Raw genomic sequence first — 16,552 nt, forward strand, 5'->3', positions numbered from 1 at the left:
GAATGACTTCTAATATATTATCGCCACTTCCTGGATACCAGAAAGTGGCGATTAATTTATAGAGAGGAACTATCTTTTTTGCAGCTACAAAGATAAAAACAAAGGAGCTTACACAATTTGTAGGAAAGTATCTATCTTAAAACGAGTTCTATACACTCATAGTTTTCTAAAAACATCTTTATTGTATTTTCAAATGCAATAAGGATGCTGGCTGACACTATAAGGATATTTATTTACGCAATAAGGATGTTCTTACCTACCCTTATATCTCACTCACCCGTCCTTATTCTCTCCCTTTGAACTACACCATATTTTATTGTCTAAATGGGCGAACTATATAAGAGATTTATAGTATCATCAGTAGATTCATAAAATATAACATCTCATATTGTAACATTTACACACATTTACCGTTCTAATAGATATAAACCAGCAACAATTAAAAACAAGAATGAATATGAAACGTTACCTACTATTTTTACTCTTGACCATCGCAAGTATGATCTCTGCAAAGGCATTAAGCTATAATGAAGCCCGTGAAAGGGCTTGGTATCTGACTGATAAAATGGCATACGAACTCAATTTAACTGCAGAGCAGTATGATTGTGTGTATCAAATCAATTTAGATTATTTCATGCAAGTTACCAGTCCTCAAGATATCTATGGCTACTATTGGAACTATCGGGATGAAGATCTCCGATACGTACTCTATGATTGGCAATATCAATCATATATGAATTTAGATTACTTCTTTCGTCCTTTGCGCTGGTATCGCTCAACGTGGCAATTCCCAATCCTTAGCTATTACAACCGTTCTTACTATTATTATCAACGGCCAACTATATACATCACTTATCAAGGAGGATTCTGGCGCTGTGGACACAATGACGTGAGCCCCTATCGTGACTGGCGTCCCTCAACCTATTATGCAGGAGGTGGCATGAGAGACAGATATATGCGAGATTCATTTGGAAACCAAGGCATCTATCGAGGCGGACATAACGATGGTGCTTATGGTAGACCTAATGGAAATTTTGGTAATGAGCGTTTTCCTAATCGCAATAACAATAATCAAGGGCAAGGATTTGGTGGTCGTCGCGACATGAATACAAATGGTCAACAATTCTCCAATCAAGGAGGATTCAGAGTGGGAAACAACAATACAAATTTTCCAACAAGAGACCGCTCAGAATTGCAATATGAGAATAGAAGTGGGTGCTCCTCTTTCTCTCAAAGTCCCAATCGCTCTTTTGGAGAAGGTCGTAACACAAGTGAGCGCAGTTATGGAACACAAGAATCACAGCGTTCCTTCAACCGTTCTTCAAATCCGCAGAACTCTCCTCAACAACCTAGACAATCTAGTAGAAATATACCACAACAACAGCAAATAGGTGGTGGGCGACAATTTGGAAGATAAGTTCCCCCCTTTATCTTATCATATAAGATAAAACCCGTAACTCCTGACATAGGAGTTACGGGTTTATATTTTAGCAACTATCCTCAATACCATAGAACTCTTTCATTTAGGAATAAGTTTTATACAAAAGAGATTATACCAATAAAGTTGTAGCAACCTAGAAAATTTTACACAGAAGTTTTTATAGAGCGTTATAAGCACACTCAAAACCTAAGGCAGAATGTTGAAAGATTTGGTAGCTGTTATCTGATAAAGCAAAGGAGAACTGGTACAATACACAGAACCATTGTTTGGGAAATCCAACTTATACCCCTTTATAACCTCATTCCCTGACACACTATATTTACCAACAAAAGTTACAGATATTGATCCTGCAGCAGTTACAGTAACAGTATCCGCTGGTACAGATGTGTTCTTATCATAAACAGTTCCTTGCATATGTTTCTGATTACGAACTCCAGCTGATGGGTTAAAAGACCAAGAATAAGTGGTGGTATTCAACAATTTTCCCTTACTGGTCTCTACTAAAGAAATTACCACGCGATCACCTACATGAATGGCCCCCGTACCAGAGAGTTTTTTTACAGAAATATCGGAAAAACGCGGAGGTTCTGACCTATAAGTATCTTGAGAGCAACTGCCTAAAATTGTGACAGCTGCAAAAAAAATAAGAAATTTATACATATCGTTTTATTTTCTATGCTTATTGTAATCTTTTATTTTAAGAGTCCGATACCTTGTCGCAAAATCTTTGGTTCTTCGTCTAAACAATCAACAATGGTACTTTCTGCATCCATTCCCTCTCCCCCATTAACAACTAAATCTACATCCGCTCCAAAATGTTCTTCAATGAGTTCTGGATTAATAGCATATTCTCTATCTAGAGCATCTAGCGGTAGAGATGCTGTTAATAAAGGAACTTCCAGCATTTCAACTAGTTGATTAGTAATAGGGTTGTCGGGCATACGTATTCCTACCTCTTTCTGCCGGCGTGCACGAAAAATCTTTGGCAACCGACTCGTTCCTGGTAAGATAAAAGTAAATGGTCCGGGAAGATTTCGCTTCATTAACTTAAATACTGGCGTAGATATATGAGCATATTCGCTAATGTTACTCATGTCGTAACAAATAATGCTTAACGGATGAGAGCGCAAGTCTATATTACGAATCCGACAAATACGCTCTACAGCACGTTCCTTAAGAGCATTACATCCCAAAGCATAAGTTGTATCTGTAGGATATATGATAACACCACCATCATTGAGAACATCTATGATTTGCTGAAGGCGTGAGATATCATTATGAGAGGAATATAAGCGTAGCATCAGAATGTTTTCAGACAACTATAAAGGCGCTGCATTGGCAAACCCATAACATTATAATAACTTCCCTCCAAACTAGAAACAGCAGCCAAACCAATCCAGTCTTGAATACCATAGGCTCCAGCTTTGTCAAGCGGAAGATATTTTTCTACATAAAATTCTATTTCATCCTCAGACAGTTCGGCAAAAGTCACTTTTGAAGTAGTTACAAAATTCTCCAACCTTTCTTTTGTGAAAACACAAACTCCTGTAGAGACTTCGTGTACTTGGCCAGACAATTTATGCAACATATCTTTTGCATCCTCAACACTATGTGGTTTTCCCAGTTCTTCACCATTAAGAGTTACAAGTGTATCAGCAGTTATAATGAGTTCGGAGGGAAGCATCGACTCACGATAGTCATAAGCCTTTTTACGAGCGATGAATTTTGCTATCTCTTCACCTTTCAACTCTGCAGGATAGGATTCATCTATACCTAAAAGAGTGCGCACCTTAAAGTCTATCCCTAGGCGCTGTAAAAGCTCTTTACGACGTGGCGAACTGCTCGCTAAGATTACGTCGAATTTATTAAGATTATCAAGCATTTTTTCGAACTATTTTATTTAATGCATAAAAAGTAGAACGCTAAATGATTCTAACAAATAAAATGGAATTACCACCCAAAAGCAACTTTATCATTAAGGCTATTCATCCAAAAACCTTTGGCTTTAAGTACTTGTTCGACAACATCTCGAACGCAGCCTTCACCTCCACAATAACCACTGACATAGCATGAAATCTCTTTGATTTCTACTGCAGCATCATACGGACAAACGGGACACCCACAAGATTTCATAATTTCATAATCAGGAATATCATCTCCCATATAAAGAACTTCCTCTGGTTGTAGGCCTACTAATTCACACCAGTGATGAAAACATTCTATCTTAACAGAAACTCCATCAAAGATATTCTGCAGACCGAGGCGTTCATAACGCTGACGCACTAATGGGCTACGTCCTCCGGTTATAATGGCTACTTGTAATCCACACTTTACTGCTAACTGAAGAGCGTAGCCATCTTTTATATTAGCCGTTCTTATTGGCTGGCCATCATCGTTAAAAAGATAGACATTGTTTGTGCTTAAAACCCCGTCAACATCGAAGGCTAACGCCTGTATTTTTTTCAAATCGTAATCAATCATGTGAATTCTGGTGAATAGAAAGGCTCATCAATTTGTAAATGTCGCGTTTTATTGTTTCTGAAATCAAGGAAAGATGCTTGTTTATTACATTCTGGTCATAACGAACAGCAGGTCCTGTCTGTGCTTCTTCTGGAGGAAGTTCGTGAACTTTTTTTGCTGTTTCATCAATAAGCGGAAGAAGATACTCAAAAGGTAAGCCAGCCTTTTCCATTTCTTGAGATGCAAGAGTATAGCAATGATTTGCAAAATTGCACGCTAAAACTGAAGCTAAATGCAACCTAAGACGACGATCTGAATCAAGAAAATTAACTTGACTACTTATAGACTGTGCCATAGAAAAAAGGGTCTGAGCAACTTCATTATCAGATGGCTCAACAAAAATAGGTATATTATCAAATAAAACAGCACGTTTCTTTGAAAAAGTCTGCATAGGATAGAAAATTCCATACTTATTAACTTTTCCATGAAAAATACTTAGAGGTATGGATCCTGCCGTATGAACAAAAATGGCTTGAGGATATAGTAATATAACTTTTGATAAAAGTTCTTCTAATACACTATCCTTTACAGAGAATATATATATATCTGCCTCTAAAAGTTCCTCTATATTGGTCGTCCAAAAACAGCCCAAATCATCACCCAAGGTTTGGGCCGACGAAGTCGTCCGGCTATAAACTCCCTTTATCTTATATCCTGCATGCAATAAGGCATGAGAAAGATGCGTTGCAACATTTCCTGCTCCAATAAAAAAAATACTCTTTCCATTTGAGATACCATAAGATGAGTCTTCTTCTATTGGTTGGTTTTTTCTAGTCATTTTTATAGAAAAAAAGCAATTACCATTTAACAGACTTGATTATCAACACTAAGATTATTCTTGAAATCTCTTTGAAGCACGCACTAAGTGACGTATCATAGATATGAACTCCTGCGTTTCTTGCAACATATTTAAATATAGCAGTGTTGCACGTATATTTTCTTCCTCATGCTGCAAATGATCCTGCTGACTATGGCGTATTTCAGAAAGACGTTTTTTCAAAGAATTCCCCTCCACAAGAACTTCATCTGCCCCTGTAAAATCACCACTGTCAACCATTTTACGCGTGCGCACTAACATGGCATCAACCTCCTCACAAATTGGAGTAAATTCTATAATATCAACTTTAGGAAGTGGATTAAAATTATTATCAACGTGCTCTAAAGCAGGCTCAAGCATACGCTTTAAGCAATAGAAAATTTGCGTAAGATTGTTAGACCCCAAGTGAAACCATGTATTCTTCTCAACAGCCTGCAAATAGTCAAGGCGGCGCATACCAACAATTTCCTTACGACGATAACGTTTCCATTTATCTCTAGCTGCCTCTAATTCATGAGACGCCGTGCGCAACTGCCGAATATTCTCTTTCATTACCCCCTGAGTAATGTTATTGAACGTATTTTGCATAGCATCTATCATTTCCACTTGTGTAGACTTGACATGAAGCACCAGTAAATCCCAAATCTCATTTTTATCCTTTGCATGGACCAGTTTACGAAAAACAAGATCTACCGTTTCCTCTTCTTGCTTTTTCTTAAATGCACGATTATTTCGAATAAGTACAGCCACAACAATCACTATAACTAGGATCATACCAAAGACGCCAGCCAAATGATTCATCGTTGCAACCAAGCTACTCAAAATGAAGGCTGCGCCAGCTGTTACGAACCAGCCACCAACAACGGTAATAACACCAGTAATACGATAGACTGCCGTTTCTCTTCCCCATGCTCGATCAGCAAGTGAAGACCCCATGCCCACCATAAAAGCGACATAAGTTGTAGATAGCGGAAGTTGTAAGCTAGTCCCAATAACAATAAGAAGCCCAGCAAGCACCAAGTTAACGCAAGCTCGAACCAAATCAAACGTCGCTCCTTCAGGCATGATATTCTCATCTTCATTGAAACGCGTATCCAGCCACCGTTTTATGAATTCTGGTTCTAAACGACTGAGGAACGAATTCACTATAAGCGTTTGACGTACTATAGAACGAGCTATCTTAGAGCTGCTAAAAACCTCCTCTCCTTCCGTCTGTGAAGCCAAACTATTACTATTTTCTACAACTTTCCGAGCTTTTTTAGACAGGCATAAAGCAATCATCATGATAGCTCCAGAACCAACAAGGAACCAAGGTTTTATTGTATTAAAAGTAGCATCAACACTTGGGCCCGTAAGGATTCCCATAGTATAGGTATGAGGGTCCGCACCTGAATGACGTGAAATATCTAGGAATGACTCTAGACTCGTTAAAGGCACACCAATAAAATTTACCAAGTCGTTTCCTGCAAAAGCCATTGCAAGTGAAAAAGTACCAAAAAGAACTATCACTTTTAATACATTCACACGACACCAATGCAGTACTTGCATTAAACACGTAAAAGTAATGAAACAAGCACACAATACTTGACTAGAATTGTTATCTAACCAATCGGGCGTCATGCCTATCGCATTGAGCAAAGAAGTCCCCCTTAACCCTTTCACCAACAGGAAATACATAATACAAGTAATGCAAAATCCTCCAAAGATTGCTATACTGTATTTAAGATGCCTACGATAATTGAAAGTAAAAATAATACGTGTCACCCACATCACTATAGAGCCAAAGACAAAGGCTATAGCTACACTTGCGAAAATACTTATTATAATCTGCAGGGCTTTATCTGTATTTATCAATTCGGCATAAGTATACCCGTTCTGAGTTATCTTAAATAAAGCTATTGCACTAGAACTTCCTAAGAGTCCAAAAACCATAGAGACAGTAGTAGACGTAGGAAGGCCTAATGTGTTAAAGATATCCATTAAGATAATATCCGTAGCAGTAACTGCTAGACAAATACAAATTATATCATCAAAACTAAAATATGTTGGAGTCATAATTCCATGACGTGCAACATCCATCATTCCATCGCTTGTAGCAGCTCCCACAAAAACTCCAACTGCAGCAACAGCAAGTAAGGTTCGAAACTTTGCTGCTTTTGACCCCATAGCCGGACTCATAAAAGGTACAGCACTCCCTGCAACCCCCACGCTTAAATCGCAGATTGCCAAAGCAAAGAGAAATAATAAAATCCCTAAATAAAGGATACTCATAAATTCTTTTAGATAATTTTGGATGCAAAAATATATAATCGTTTCTGAAAGACCAATGAACTGCCAGCGGTTATGACAGAAAAATCTAATTTTCCTATAGAAATTGTAATATGTTTATTATTTTTGTAGTCCAAAAGAAACACTATATAAAATGGGTATATTCTCAAAACTATTTGCTAAAAAAGACACAGAGGCTGAAAAAGGATGGCGCGTTGGGGGCATGGAAGATTTTGTATCTCTTATCCGCGTATATTATCAAGCTGTTATGGCGTCACAAATGGGAATCTCTAATTTAGCGGCATTTCCTGATTTGCGTGTTTTTAAACAGACACTACATGTCTCTACAACCAATAATAAACTTGGAATCAATGAGAAAAAACGTTGTAAAGAGATGTTGTCTTCACTATATGGGATGCCTGCCAACTTTTTCTCTGAGATTGATGCAAGCATAAAGAAGAACTGCCGCACCCCACAACAGATGCAGCAATATCTTTTCCAATTCCAAGGCTTCACACAAGAACTTATGATGCTTGTAGGAAACCTCATGAAATGGAAATTTCGTGTTCCAAGTTTTATGCGTAAAGCATTATATTCAATGACTCAAAAAACTATTGCAGATATTACAACTAAAGATTCTTGGAAAGATGAAGGAATCCGTAGAAGCGTAATCGCCGTAAGACAATATCAGAGACATTTAGATTACTCAGCTGAGTGGATGACAGAATATGTTTTCCACATTATTATTTTGGCAAAAAAAGAACCTAATGCAGAAGAAAAAGCCAAGAACAAATAGTCCAATCACCAAGTTATCAATTGGTTATTAATTGATTTCTAACTTATCAAACAATAAAAAAATGAATAAGAGAATACTTGTTACAGGTGGAACAGGCTTTATTGGCTCCCACACAACAGTAGAATTGCAACAAGCTGGTTATGATGTAGTAATTGTAGACAACTTGTCAAACTCCAAAGCAGATGTTGTTGATGGCATAGAAGCCATTACAGGAATTCGCCCAGCCTTTGAGGAAGTGGACTGCACTAATATGCCAGCTCTTGAGGCTGTATTCCAAAAATATGCTCCCATTGAAGGTATCATCCACTTTGCAGCTAGTAAAGCTGTAGGAGAAAGCGTTCAGAAACCATTGAAATATTATCGCAACAATACGGTCAGTACTATTAATCTGCTCGAGTTGATGCCGAAATATAATGTAAAAGGCTTCATTTTCTCTAGTAGCTGTACTGTTTATGGTCAACCAGATGAGGACAATCTACCAGTGAAAGAAACTACACCACGTAAAGATGCAGAAAGTCCATATGGTAATACAAAGAAAATAGATGAAGATATTATTACGGATTTTTGCAAGAGTGGAGCTCCTATTCACGCAACTCTTCTCCGCTATTTCAACCCAATTGGTGCTCATCCTTCTTGTCTGATTGGTGAGATGCCCAATGGTGTACCAGCTAATCTAATTCCTTACCTCACTCAAACAGCCATGGGTATTCGAGAATGTCTTTCAGTCTTTGGAGATGACTATAATACGCCAGATGGTAGCTGTTTACGCGACTATATCTATGTCGTTGACTTAGCTAAAGCGCATGTTGCTGCAATGGAAAGAATTCTAGAAAATAAAAGTGAGCAAGCTGTTGAGATTTTCAATGTAGGAACTGGTAATGGCGTTAGTGTCCTTGAACTTATCAAAACTTTTGAGAAATGCACTGGTGTAAAATTGAATTATAAGATTGCAGAGCGCCGCGCTGGTGATATTGAAAAAGTATGGGGAAATGTTGATAAAGCCAATAATGTCTTAGGCTGGCATGCCGTACACACACTTGACGAGGCTCTTCTTAGTGCTTGGAACTGGCAAAAAAAACTCCGCGAGCGTGGAATCATGTAATATAACGTACTTTGATAGCTACGTTTTTCTATAAATCTATACGAATTCAACGAACTTTTATTTTATAGTATTAGTTCGTTGAATTTGTAATAATCCTCAAAATACATTGAATAAATGACTACACCATACTACTTACTTGACGAGAGTAAGCTAAGGAAAAACCTTCAACTCATTCAAGATACTGCAGAAAGAGCAGGAGTAGAGTTTATCTTAGCTTTCAAAGCTTTTGCTCTATGGCGTACATTCCCTATTTTTCGAGAATACATTAGACACACAACGGCTTCTTCACCTTTTGAGGCTTGTTTAGGCTTTAAAGAATTTGGAGCGGCTTGCCACACTTATTCCCCAGCCTATGAAGAAAACACCTTTGATGAGATCCTTGAATACTCTAGTCATGTAACCTTTAATTCACTCACACAATTTGAGCGTTTTTACTCACGCGCAAAAGACAAAGTGAGCTGTGGTGTACGAATCAATCCTGAATATAGCGAAATAGACACTGAATTATACAATCCGTGTGCACCAGGCAGTCGTTTTGGTATTTTGGCTCATCAACTTCCTAAAGTCTTACCTGAAGGAATCGAAGGATTCCATTGTCATTGTCATTGTGAAAGTGATAGCTATGCATTAGAACATAGCCTACAACATATAGAAGAAAAATTTGGTAGTTGGCTCAAAGATATAAAGTGGTTAAACCTCGGGGGAGGCCAGCTGCTTACTCGTAAAGATTATGATGTAGAACATCTTATATCTATACTTAGAGCTTTCAAAAAAAAGCATCCCAATTTACAGCTTATTCTTGAACCAGGAAGTGCCTTTGCTTGGCAAATAGGAACTCTTGTAGCTCAAGTTGTTGATATTGTTGAAAACCATCAGATAAAGACAGCTATTCTAAACGTAAGTTTTACATGTCACATGCCCGATTGTCTTGAAATGCCTTATTGGCCAAATATTCAAGGTGCAGAAACCCTCATAGGCGAAAATGCAAAAGGATGTGAGACAGAAGAACGTGTATATCGCTTAGGCGGTAATAGCTGTTTAAGCGGAGACTTCTTAGGATATTGGCGCTTTGCAAAACCGCTACATGTTGGTGATGAGATTATTTTCGAAGATATGATTCATTACACAACAGTTAAGACCAATATGTTTAATGGTATTGCTCACCCAGCAATAATTCTAGAGCACGTCAATGGAGAACGTGAAATGCTAAGAGAATATACTTACGAGGATTATAAAAATAGAATGGACTAATAAATTTATATACTTATGTCAAACAATCGACAATTACCGGAGAATGCCTTTCGCGAACTAAAGAACGGTGAAGAATACAAGCCTCTCATGTCCCCCGAAGGCCAATTTCGTGAAGTAACACCTTGGTCGCTAACTTGGGGGATCATCATGGCTATAATTTTCTCAGCAGCAACTGCTTACCTAGGTCTAAAAGTTGGTCAGGTTTTTGAAGCTGCTATTCCTATAACTATTATAGCAGTAGGAGTTGCAGGCGCGACACATAGGAAAGATCCTCTTGGAGAAAACGTTATCATACAGAGCATTGGTGCTTGTTCTGGAATGATTGTAGCCGGAGCAATTTTTACACTACCTGCTCTATACATTCTTCAAGCTAAATATCCTGAAATGACCATCAATTTCTTCGAGATTTTTATAGCATCCGTCTTAGGGGGTATATTAGGAATTTTATTTCTAATACCATTTCGCAAATACTTTGTAAAGGATATGCACGGAAAATATCCTTTCCCAGAAGCTACAGCTTCCACCCAAGTTCTTATCAGTGGAGAAGGGGAAGGTAGCAGTGCTAAGCCCTTGCTCGTTGCTGGTATAATTGGCGGTTTATACGACTTTATTGCTAGTGGGAATATAGGTGTAATGGTAGATATGGTAAGTAGTCGAGTTTTAGGTGTAGGCGAAGTTTTGGCACAAAAAGCTAAACTTGTATTTCAAGTTAATACAGGTGCTGCACTTTTAGGTATGGGCTATATTGTAGGCTTAAAATATGCAGCAATTATATGTGCAGGCTCCATTCTAACTTGGTGGATTATAGTCCCTGGAATAGCTTTGATATGGCCTGATATGAATGTCTCGCTCGATGCGTCTAAAACCATCCTTGCAAGCGCTGCAGATCCTCAAGAAATATACAATTATGCAAAGAGTCTTGGTATCGGAGCTATAGCCATGGCCGGTGTTATAGGCATAGCTAAGAGCTGGAGCGTCATCAAAAGTTCTTTTGGACTTATTGGAAAAGTATTCAAAGGCAGCAATAATAACGAAGCATCCCTTCCACGCACACAGCAAGATCTCAGCATGAAGATTATTGCTATCGGCACATTATTAACACTCATTATAACCTTTGTTTTTTTCCTCTTAGGAGTAATGAATGGTAATCTGCTATTTGCTATTGTTGGTATTCTCATTGTTGCTATCATTGCGTTCCTATTCACTACTGTTGCAGCAAATGCTATTGCTATCGTTGGTTCTAATCCAGTAAGTGGTATGACGCTAATGACACTAATTCTTGCCTGCGTCATTATGGCTGCAGTTGGACTAAAGGGCGTAAGTGGTATGACAGCCGCTCTTATCATGGGTGGCGTAGTCTGCACTGCACTTTCAACTGCAGGTAGTTTTATCACCGATCTTAAAATTGGATACTGGCTTGGTTCTACTCCTAAGAAACAAGAAACATTCAAGTTCATCGGAGTCCTTGTAAGTGCAGCTACGGTAGGAGGTGTCATCATGATTTTAAACAAAGTGTATGGTTTTAGCAATCCCAATACAATGGCAGCTCCACAAGCTCGTGCAATGGCTGCAGTTATAGAGCCTATAATGAACGGCGGACAAGCCCCATGGTTACTTTATGGTATTGGTGCGGCTATTGCTCTTTTAGTTAATATCTGTGGAATCAGTGCATTAGCTTTTGCACTGGGAATGTTCATACCCTTGCAACTAAACCTTCCACTTCTTGCTGGTGGTTTAATACATTGGTATGTTAGTTCTCGCAGCAAAGAAGAAGTAGTTAATAAAGCTCGTGCAGATAAAGGAACACTCCTAGCTAGCGGTTTTATTGCTGGTGGTGCCTTAATGGGAGTTGTCAGTGCAGGACTACAGTTTGGAGGCTATAACTTTGCTGATAAAGCATGGTTGGCAAGCCCCTGGAGCACATTGACAGCTTGCGTATTATACGTCCTACTTATTATTTACCTAATAAAAGCTTCTTTATCTGACTAAATAAAAGTTCCCACATTAAAATTGAGTAGATAACTTTTCCAGAAATTATTATTAAAAAGAAGAATCAATGAAAAAGGTATTTTTAGCAGTTCTTGCAATGGTGCTTTCGCTACCTTCTATTGCATGCACAAGTTTTCTTGTAGGTAAGAAAGCTTCAACAGATGGTTCTGTCTTTATTTCCTATAATGCAGACGATTATGGAATGTATGGCCATTTAATCTATCTACCTCATGCCATTCATCCGCAAGGGACTATGAGAAAAATTATCGATGGCGATACAAATCACTACCTAGGCGAAATTCCTGAGGCAACAGAAACCTATAAAGTTAATGGATACATCAATGAGTTTCAGGTCTCTATCATGGAAAGCACTTGGGGAGGCCGTGAAGAATTGGTTGATTCAAAAGGTATTATTGACTATGTCAGCTTGATGCGTATTGCTTTACAACGCTCAAAAACAGCGCGTGAAGCCATCAACGTAATGACGACTCTTGTTGAGAAGTATGGCTATGCCAGCAGTGGGGAGTCTTTCTCCATTGCCGACAAAAATGAAATTTGGATTATGGAAATGATCGGCAAAGGTACAGGAGTAACAGGCGCCAACTGGGTGGCTGTGCGAATCCCCGACGATTGTATTGCTGCTCATGCAAACCAAAGCCGTATCCATAAGATCTCTCAGTATGCCAAAAAGGATGTGCTCTATTCTAAGGATCTTATTAGTTTTGCGCGTAAAAAAGGCTACTTTAGTGGAAAAGATAATGAATTTGATTTCGCCAATGCCTTTGCTCCTGCAGATTTTGGAGCCATGCGTTTTTGTGAGGCCCGCGTATGGAGTTTCTTCAATCGCTTTGTTAGTGGCATGGAGAAATATCTAGACTATGTTGATGGTCATCACATTGGCAATGCCGAACCTATGCCTCTTTACATGCGTCCAACCCGTTCCCTCTCTCGTCAAGATATAATGGACGGAATGCGTGACCATTATGAAGGTACACCTTTTGATGTAAATAAAGATATGGGACAAGGACCATGGGAGATGCCCTACCGCCCTACTCCTCTCCAATTTAAGTATGAGGGAAAAACTTACTTCAATGAGCGCCCCATTTCTACGCAACAAACTGCTGACACATATATTGCTCAGCTACGTTCTTATCTTCCAGATGCTATTGGTGGTATCCTTTGGTATGGAAGTGACGATCCCAATATGATAAGCTACACTCCTATTTATTGCCAGAATACCATAGTGCCAGAATGCTTTAACGCTCCAGATGCTGACGGAGGAAATTTCTCGTGGAAATCTGCTTTCTGGGTTTGTAATTGGGTTAGCAATATGACTTACCCTCGCTACAATCAAGTATTTCCAGCAGTTCAACGAGTTCGTAATGAATTAGATAGTACGTGGATAGCCCAGCAACCGAGTGTGGAAGCTAAAGCCCAAGAGCTTTATAAGACGTCGCCAGATAAGGCTCAGGAGTTCCTAAACAGTTATAGTCTACAATGTGCTGCTACAATGTTGAAGGATTGGAAGAAACTTGGAGAGTACATTATCGTAAAATACAATGATATGACAGTTAAACCCGAAAAAAGTGGAGAGTTTGAACGCACTTCTGATGGGCTTTGTGTACCTCCTAAGCGCACGGGATTTTCTGAAAGTTATAAGTCATCCCTTATAAAAGAAACGGGTAACAAGTATTTAGTCCCTTCAATACCCCAATAATTAGAAATGGAATATGTCAAAACAAAAATCGAAGGTGTGTGGATTTGTGAGCCACACATCTTCGATGATGCTCGCGGCTATTTCATGGAAACGTGGCGTGAAGAAGATTTCAATAAAAATATAGGCAAAAAAATTACATTCATTCAGGATAACCAATCAAAGTCCAGTAAAGGAGTTCTCCGTGGCTTGCATTATCAAAGAGGAGAATTCTCACAAGCAAAATTGGTTCGTGTGCTGCAAGGTGAAGTTCTAGATGTTGCAGTTGATCTTCGAAAAAACTCTCTCACTTTTGGGAAGCATATAGCGGTAACTCTTAACGAAGTAAACAACAGACAACTATTCATCCCTCGTGGCTTTGCTCACGGTTTTCAAGTATTGAGTGATGTGGCTATATTTACTTACAAAGTCGACAATACCTATGTCCCCCAGGCCGAATGTAGTATTTGCTATAATGATCCAGACTTGGCCATAGACTGGCCCATTACAACTCCCGAAGAAGTATTACTTTCGGAAAAAGACTTAAACAAGGCAGTGTCCTTCAAAGAAGCAGTAGTATTTTAAGTATGAAGAATATTCGAAACTTTTGTATCATCGCTCATATTGACCATGGTAAAAGTACCTTGGCAGATCGTCTCTTAGAACGAACGCAGACCATAAAGGTAACAGAAGGGCAGATGCTCGATGATATGGATTTGGAACGTGAGCGCGGTATCACGATTAAGAGTCATGCCATCCAAATGGATTACACTCAAGATGGCCAGCACTATACATTAAACCTCATTGACACTCCGGGACACGTAGACTTCTCGTACGAGGTTTCTCGTAGTATCGCAGCCTGTGAGGGATGTTTACTCCTCGTCGATTCTACCCAGGGAGTTCAAGCACAGACTATATCAAATCTGTATATGGCCATAGAACATGACCTGGAGATTATTCCAGTTCTTTCAAAGTGCGACATGGTCAATTCGATGCCTGAGGAAGTAGAAGATGAAATCATTGAACTATTGGGTTGTAAGAGAGAGGAAATCATACGCGCGTCCGGAAAGACTGGTGAAGGTGTGGATAATATTCTGCGAGCCATTATAGAAAAAGTTCCAGCGCCTGTTGGAGAAGAGAACGCTCCTCTCCAAGCCATGATTTTTGACTCTGTTTTCAACCCTTTCCGTGGTATCATTGCCTACTATAAAATCATTAATGGCTCTCTACACTCTGGTGAAGAAGTAGTATTTGTCAATACGGGACAACGCTACATCGCAGATGAAATTGGAGTTCTTAAAATGGAACTTTCAGCTCGTAAGGAATTACATTGTGGCGATGTAGGTTATATCGTAAGTGGCATAAAAACGGCTACGGAAGTAAAAGTCGGTGATACAATCACATCTGTTGCAAAGCCTTGCGAAAAAGCCATTGCAGGCTTTGAGGAAGTAAAGCCGATGGTCTTTGCAGGTCTCTATCCTGTTGAAACTGAGGATTTCGAAAATCTTCGTACCAGCCTTGAGAAGTTGCAACTTAACGATGCCTCACTTACCTTCTCTCCCGAGTCTTCTGTTGCACTGGGCTTTGGCTTCCGTTGCGGCTTCTTAGGTCTACTTCACATGGACATTATTCAAGAGCGTCTTGATAGAGAGTTCAATATGAATGTGATTACGACTGTGCCCAACGTAAGCTACAATGTCTACGACAAACATCTCAATATGTTGGAGGTTCATAATCCCGCAGGAATGCCAGATGCCACTGACATCGACCACATTGAAGAACCTTATATTCGAGCAAGTATCATCACTAAAACAGATTATATAGGTTCTATTATGACCCTCTGCTTAAACAAACGTGGAGAACTTGTAAAACAAGAATATGTCTCAGGTGATCGTGTAGAAATACACTACGACATGCCTCTCGCAGAAATAGTTATTGACTTTTATGACAAACTCAAATCTATCTCTAAAGGGTATGCCTCTTTCGATTACCACCCCATAGAGTTCCGTCCTTCTCGTCTTGTCAAACTCGATATTCTACTCAATGGTGAACCTGTTGATGCCCTGTCTACACTTACTCACGTAGACAATGCAACAAACTTTGGTCGACGCATGTGCGAGAAATTGAAAGAACTTCTTCCACGCCAACAATTTGATATTGCGATACAGGCCGCTATCGGAGCAAAAATCATTGCGCGTGAAACTGTGAAGCAGCTAAGAAAAGACGTTACAGCAAAGTGCTATGGCGGTGATATAAGCCGTAAACGAAAGTTGCTTGAAAAGCAGAAACGTGGTAAGAAACGTATGAAGCAAATCGGCAACGTAGAAGTGCCACAAAAAGCTTTCCTTGCTGTATTGAAATTAGACTAATACATATATAAAACAGCCATGTAACTAAATGATACATGGCTGTTTTACTAAAGAAAATCTTGATACTGTCCTATAAAAGTGTGTAAGCCCTAAAGTACTTATATTTGACAAAGCAAAATGAAGCTTACGACAGAATAAATATCTGAATTAATTTTCCAAATGACCTCCAGTGAGGTTGTTTTTTATGAGTTGCTTCGCGTGTTTTTGGAGAGTTTTTCCAAACAAAAGTACACTCTCTTTATTGAGAAACATAGGTAATGTCTGAAAAAGTGTGTAAGATTCTCCTTGTCCTTTCCCCCATGCTTG

14 protein-coding genes are annotated in these 16,552 nt (G+C 39.0%); 8 read left to right on the forward strand and 6 right to left on the reverse strand.

Annotation, left to right across the window (positions count from 1 at the left end; all coding sequences use genetic code 11):
- Positions 1–457 precede the first annotated feature (457 nt).
- A complete protein-coding gene (locus tag ACO4R2_RS04515; RefSeq protein WP_484769350.1) occupies positions 458–1,417 on the forward strand; it encodes a hypothetical protein in 960 nt (319 codons plus the stop codon).
- A 210-nt stretch (positions 1,418–1,627) separates the two neighbouring features.
- On the opposite strand, the gene ACO4R2_RS04520 is transcribed toward ACO4R2_RS04515, so the two are convergent.
- The 6 genes from ACO4R2_RS04520 to ACO4R2_RS04545 form a co-directional block, all read right to left on the reverse strand.
- The gene (locus ACO4R2_RS04520) at positions 1,628–2,101 is read right to left on the reverse strand and encodes a hypothetical protein (protein WP_484769351.1); all 474 of its coding nucleotides are present in this window, start codon (positions 2,099–2,101) and stop codon (positions 1,628–1,630) included.
- 32 nt (positions 2,102–2,133) lie between these two features.
- Positions 2,134–2,745 (reverse strand): L-threonylcarbamoyladenylate synthase, encoded by a 612-nt coding sequence (locus ACO4R2_RS04525; protein WP_311490019.1) that lies wholly within the window; start codon positions 2,743–2,745, stop codon positions 2,134–2,136.
- Complete coding sequence (locus ACO4R2_RS04530) at positions 2,742–3,323, reverse strand: Maf-like protein (RefSeq protein ID WP_311490004.1); 582 nt, start codon at positions 3,321–3,323, stop codon at positions 2,742–2,744. The genes ACO4R2_RS04525 and ACO4R2_RS04530 overlap by 4 nt, the downstream gene beginning before the upstream one ends.
- 68 nt (positions 3,324–3,391) lie before the next feature.
- Positions 3,392–3,922 (reverse strand): KdsC family phosphatase, encoded by a 531-nt coding sequence (locus tag ACO4R2_RS04535; protein WP_311490005.1) that lies wholly within the window; start codon positions 3,920–3,922, stop codon positions 3,392–3,394.
- A complete protein-coding gene (locus ACO4R2_RS04540; RefSeq protein WP_484769352.1) occupies positions 3,915–4,739 on the reverse strand; it encodes a Rossmann-like and DUF2520 domain-containing protein in 825 nt (274 codons plus the stop codon). Before ACO4R2_RS04540 ends, ACO4R2_RS04535 begins: the two co-directional genes overlap by 8 nt.
- A 54-nt stretch (positions 4,740–4,793) precedes the next feature.
- A complete protein-coding gene (locus ACO4R2_RS04545; RefSeq protein WP_484769353.1) occupies positions 4,794–7,049 on the reverse strand; it encodes an inorganic phosphate transporter in 2,256 nt (751 codons plus the stop codon).
- Positions 7,050–7,200: 151 nt separating this feature from the next.
- Here ACO4R2_RS04545 and ACO4R2_RS04550 point away from each other — a divergent pair, with 151 nt between their 5' ends.
- The 7 genes from ACO4R2_RS04550 to lepA all read left to right on the forward strand — a co-directional run bounded on the left by ACO4R2_RS04550 (position 7,201) and on the right by lepA (position 16,246).
- Positions 7,201–7,842: a hypothetical protein gene (locus tag ACO4R2_RS04550; protein WP_311490008.1), complete on the forward strand. Its 642-nt coding sequence runs from the start codon at positions 7,201–7,203 to the stop codon at positions 7,840–7,842.
- 61 nt (positions 7,843–7,903) lie between these two features.
- Complete coding sequence (gene galE / locus ACO4R2_RS04555) at positions 7,904–8,944, forward strand: UDP-glucose 4-epimerase GalE (protein WP_311490009.1); 1,041 nt, start codon at positions 7,904–7,906, stop codon at positions 8,942–8,944.
- A gap of 114 nt (positions 8,945–9,058) precedes the next feature.
- On the forward strand, positions 9,059–10,195 hold the full coding sequence (gene nspC, locus ACO4R2_RS04560) for a carboxynorspermidine decarboxylase (protein ID WP_484769354.1): 1,137 nt from the start codon (positions 9,059–9,061) through the stop codon (positions 10,193–10,195).
- A 15-nt stretch (positions 10,196–10,210) separates the two neighbouring features.
- On the forward strand, positions 10,211–12,184 hold the full coding sequence (locus ACO4R2_RS04565) for an OPT family oligopeptide transporter (RefSeq protein ID WP_484769355.1): 1,974 nt from the start codon (positions 10,211–10,213) through the stop codon (positions 12,182–12,184).
- 67 nt (positions 12,185–12,251) lie between these two features.
- Positions 12,252–13,901: a dipeptidase gene (locus ACO4R2_RS04570; protein WP_484769356.1), complete on the forward strand. Its 1,650-nt coding sequence runs from the start codon at positions 12,252–12,254 to the stop codon at positions 13,899–13,901.
- A 6-nt stretch (positions 13,902–13,907) separates the two neighbouring features.
- Complete coding sequence (gene rfbC, locus ACO4R2_RS04575) at positions 13,908–14,462, forward strand: dTDP-4-dehydrorhamnose 3,5-epimerase (RefSeq protein ID WP_484769357.1); 555 nt, start codon at positions 13,908–13,910, stop codon at positions 14,460–14,462.
- Between the two features lie 2 nt (positions 14,463–14,464).
- Complete coding sequence (gene lepA, locus ACO4R2_RS04580) at positions 14,465–16,246, forward strand: translation elongation factor 4 (protein WP_311490014.1); 1,782 nt, start codon at positions 14,465–14,467, stop codon at positions 16,244–16,246.
- Positions 16,247–16,552: the final 306 nt, after the last annotated feature.

The sequence above is a fragment of the Alloprevotella sp. genome (assembly GCF_057240785.1).

Coding starts and splice junctions, on each gene's coding strand:
- galE (WP_311490009.1), top strand. CDS start 7,904: ATGAATAAGAGAATACTTGTTACAGGTGGAACAGGCTTTATTGGCTCC.
- ACO4R2_RS04570 (WP_484769356.1), top strand. CDS start 12,252: ATGAAAAAGGTATTTTTAGCAGTTCTTGCAATGGTGCTTTCGCTACCT.
- ACO4R2_RS04550 (WP_311490008.1), top strand. CDS start 7,201: ATGGGTATATTCTCAAAACTATTTGCTAAAAAAGACACAGAGGCTGAA.
- ACO4R2_RS04535 (WP_311490005.1), bottom strand. CDS start 3,922: ATGATTGATTACGATTTGAAAAAAATACAGGCGTTAGCCTTCGATGTT.
- ACO4R2_RS04540 (WP_484769352.1), bottom strand. CDS start 4,739: ATGACTAGAAAAAACCAACCAATAGAAGAAGACTCATCTTATGGTATC.
- rfbC (WP_484769357.1), top strand. CDS start 13,908: ATGGAATATGTCAAAACAAAAATCGAAGGTGTGTGGATTTGTGAGCCA.
- ACO4R2_RS04520 (WP_484769351.1), bottom strand. CDS start 2,101: ATGTATAAATTTCTTATTTTTTTTGCAGCTGTCACAATTTTAGGCAGT.
- ACO4R2_RS04530 (WP_311490004.1), bottom strand. CDS start 3,323: ATGCTTGATAATCTTAATAAATTCGACGTAATCTTAGCGAGCAGTTCG.
- ACO4R2_RS04545 (WP_484769353.1), bottom strand. CDS start 7,049: ATGAGTATCCTTTATTTAGGGATTTTATTATTTCTCTTTGCTTTGGCA.
- lepA (WP_311490014.1), top strand. CDS start 14,465: ATGAAGAATATTCGAAACTTTTGTATCATCGCTCATATTGACCATGGT.
- ACO4R2_RS04565 (WP_484769355.1), top strand. CDS start 10,211: ATGTCAAACAATCGACAATTACCGGAGAATGCCTTTCGCGAACTAAAG.
- ACO4R2_RS04515 (WP_484769350.1), top strand. CDS start 458: ATGAAACGTTACCTACTATTTTTACTCTTGACCATCGCAAGTATGATC.
- nspC (WP_484769354.1), top strand. CDS start 9,059: ATGACTACACCATACTACTTACTTGACGAGAGTAAGCTAAGGAAAAAC.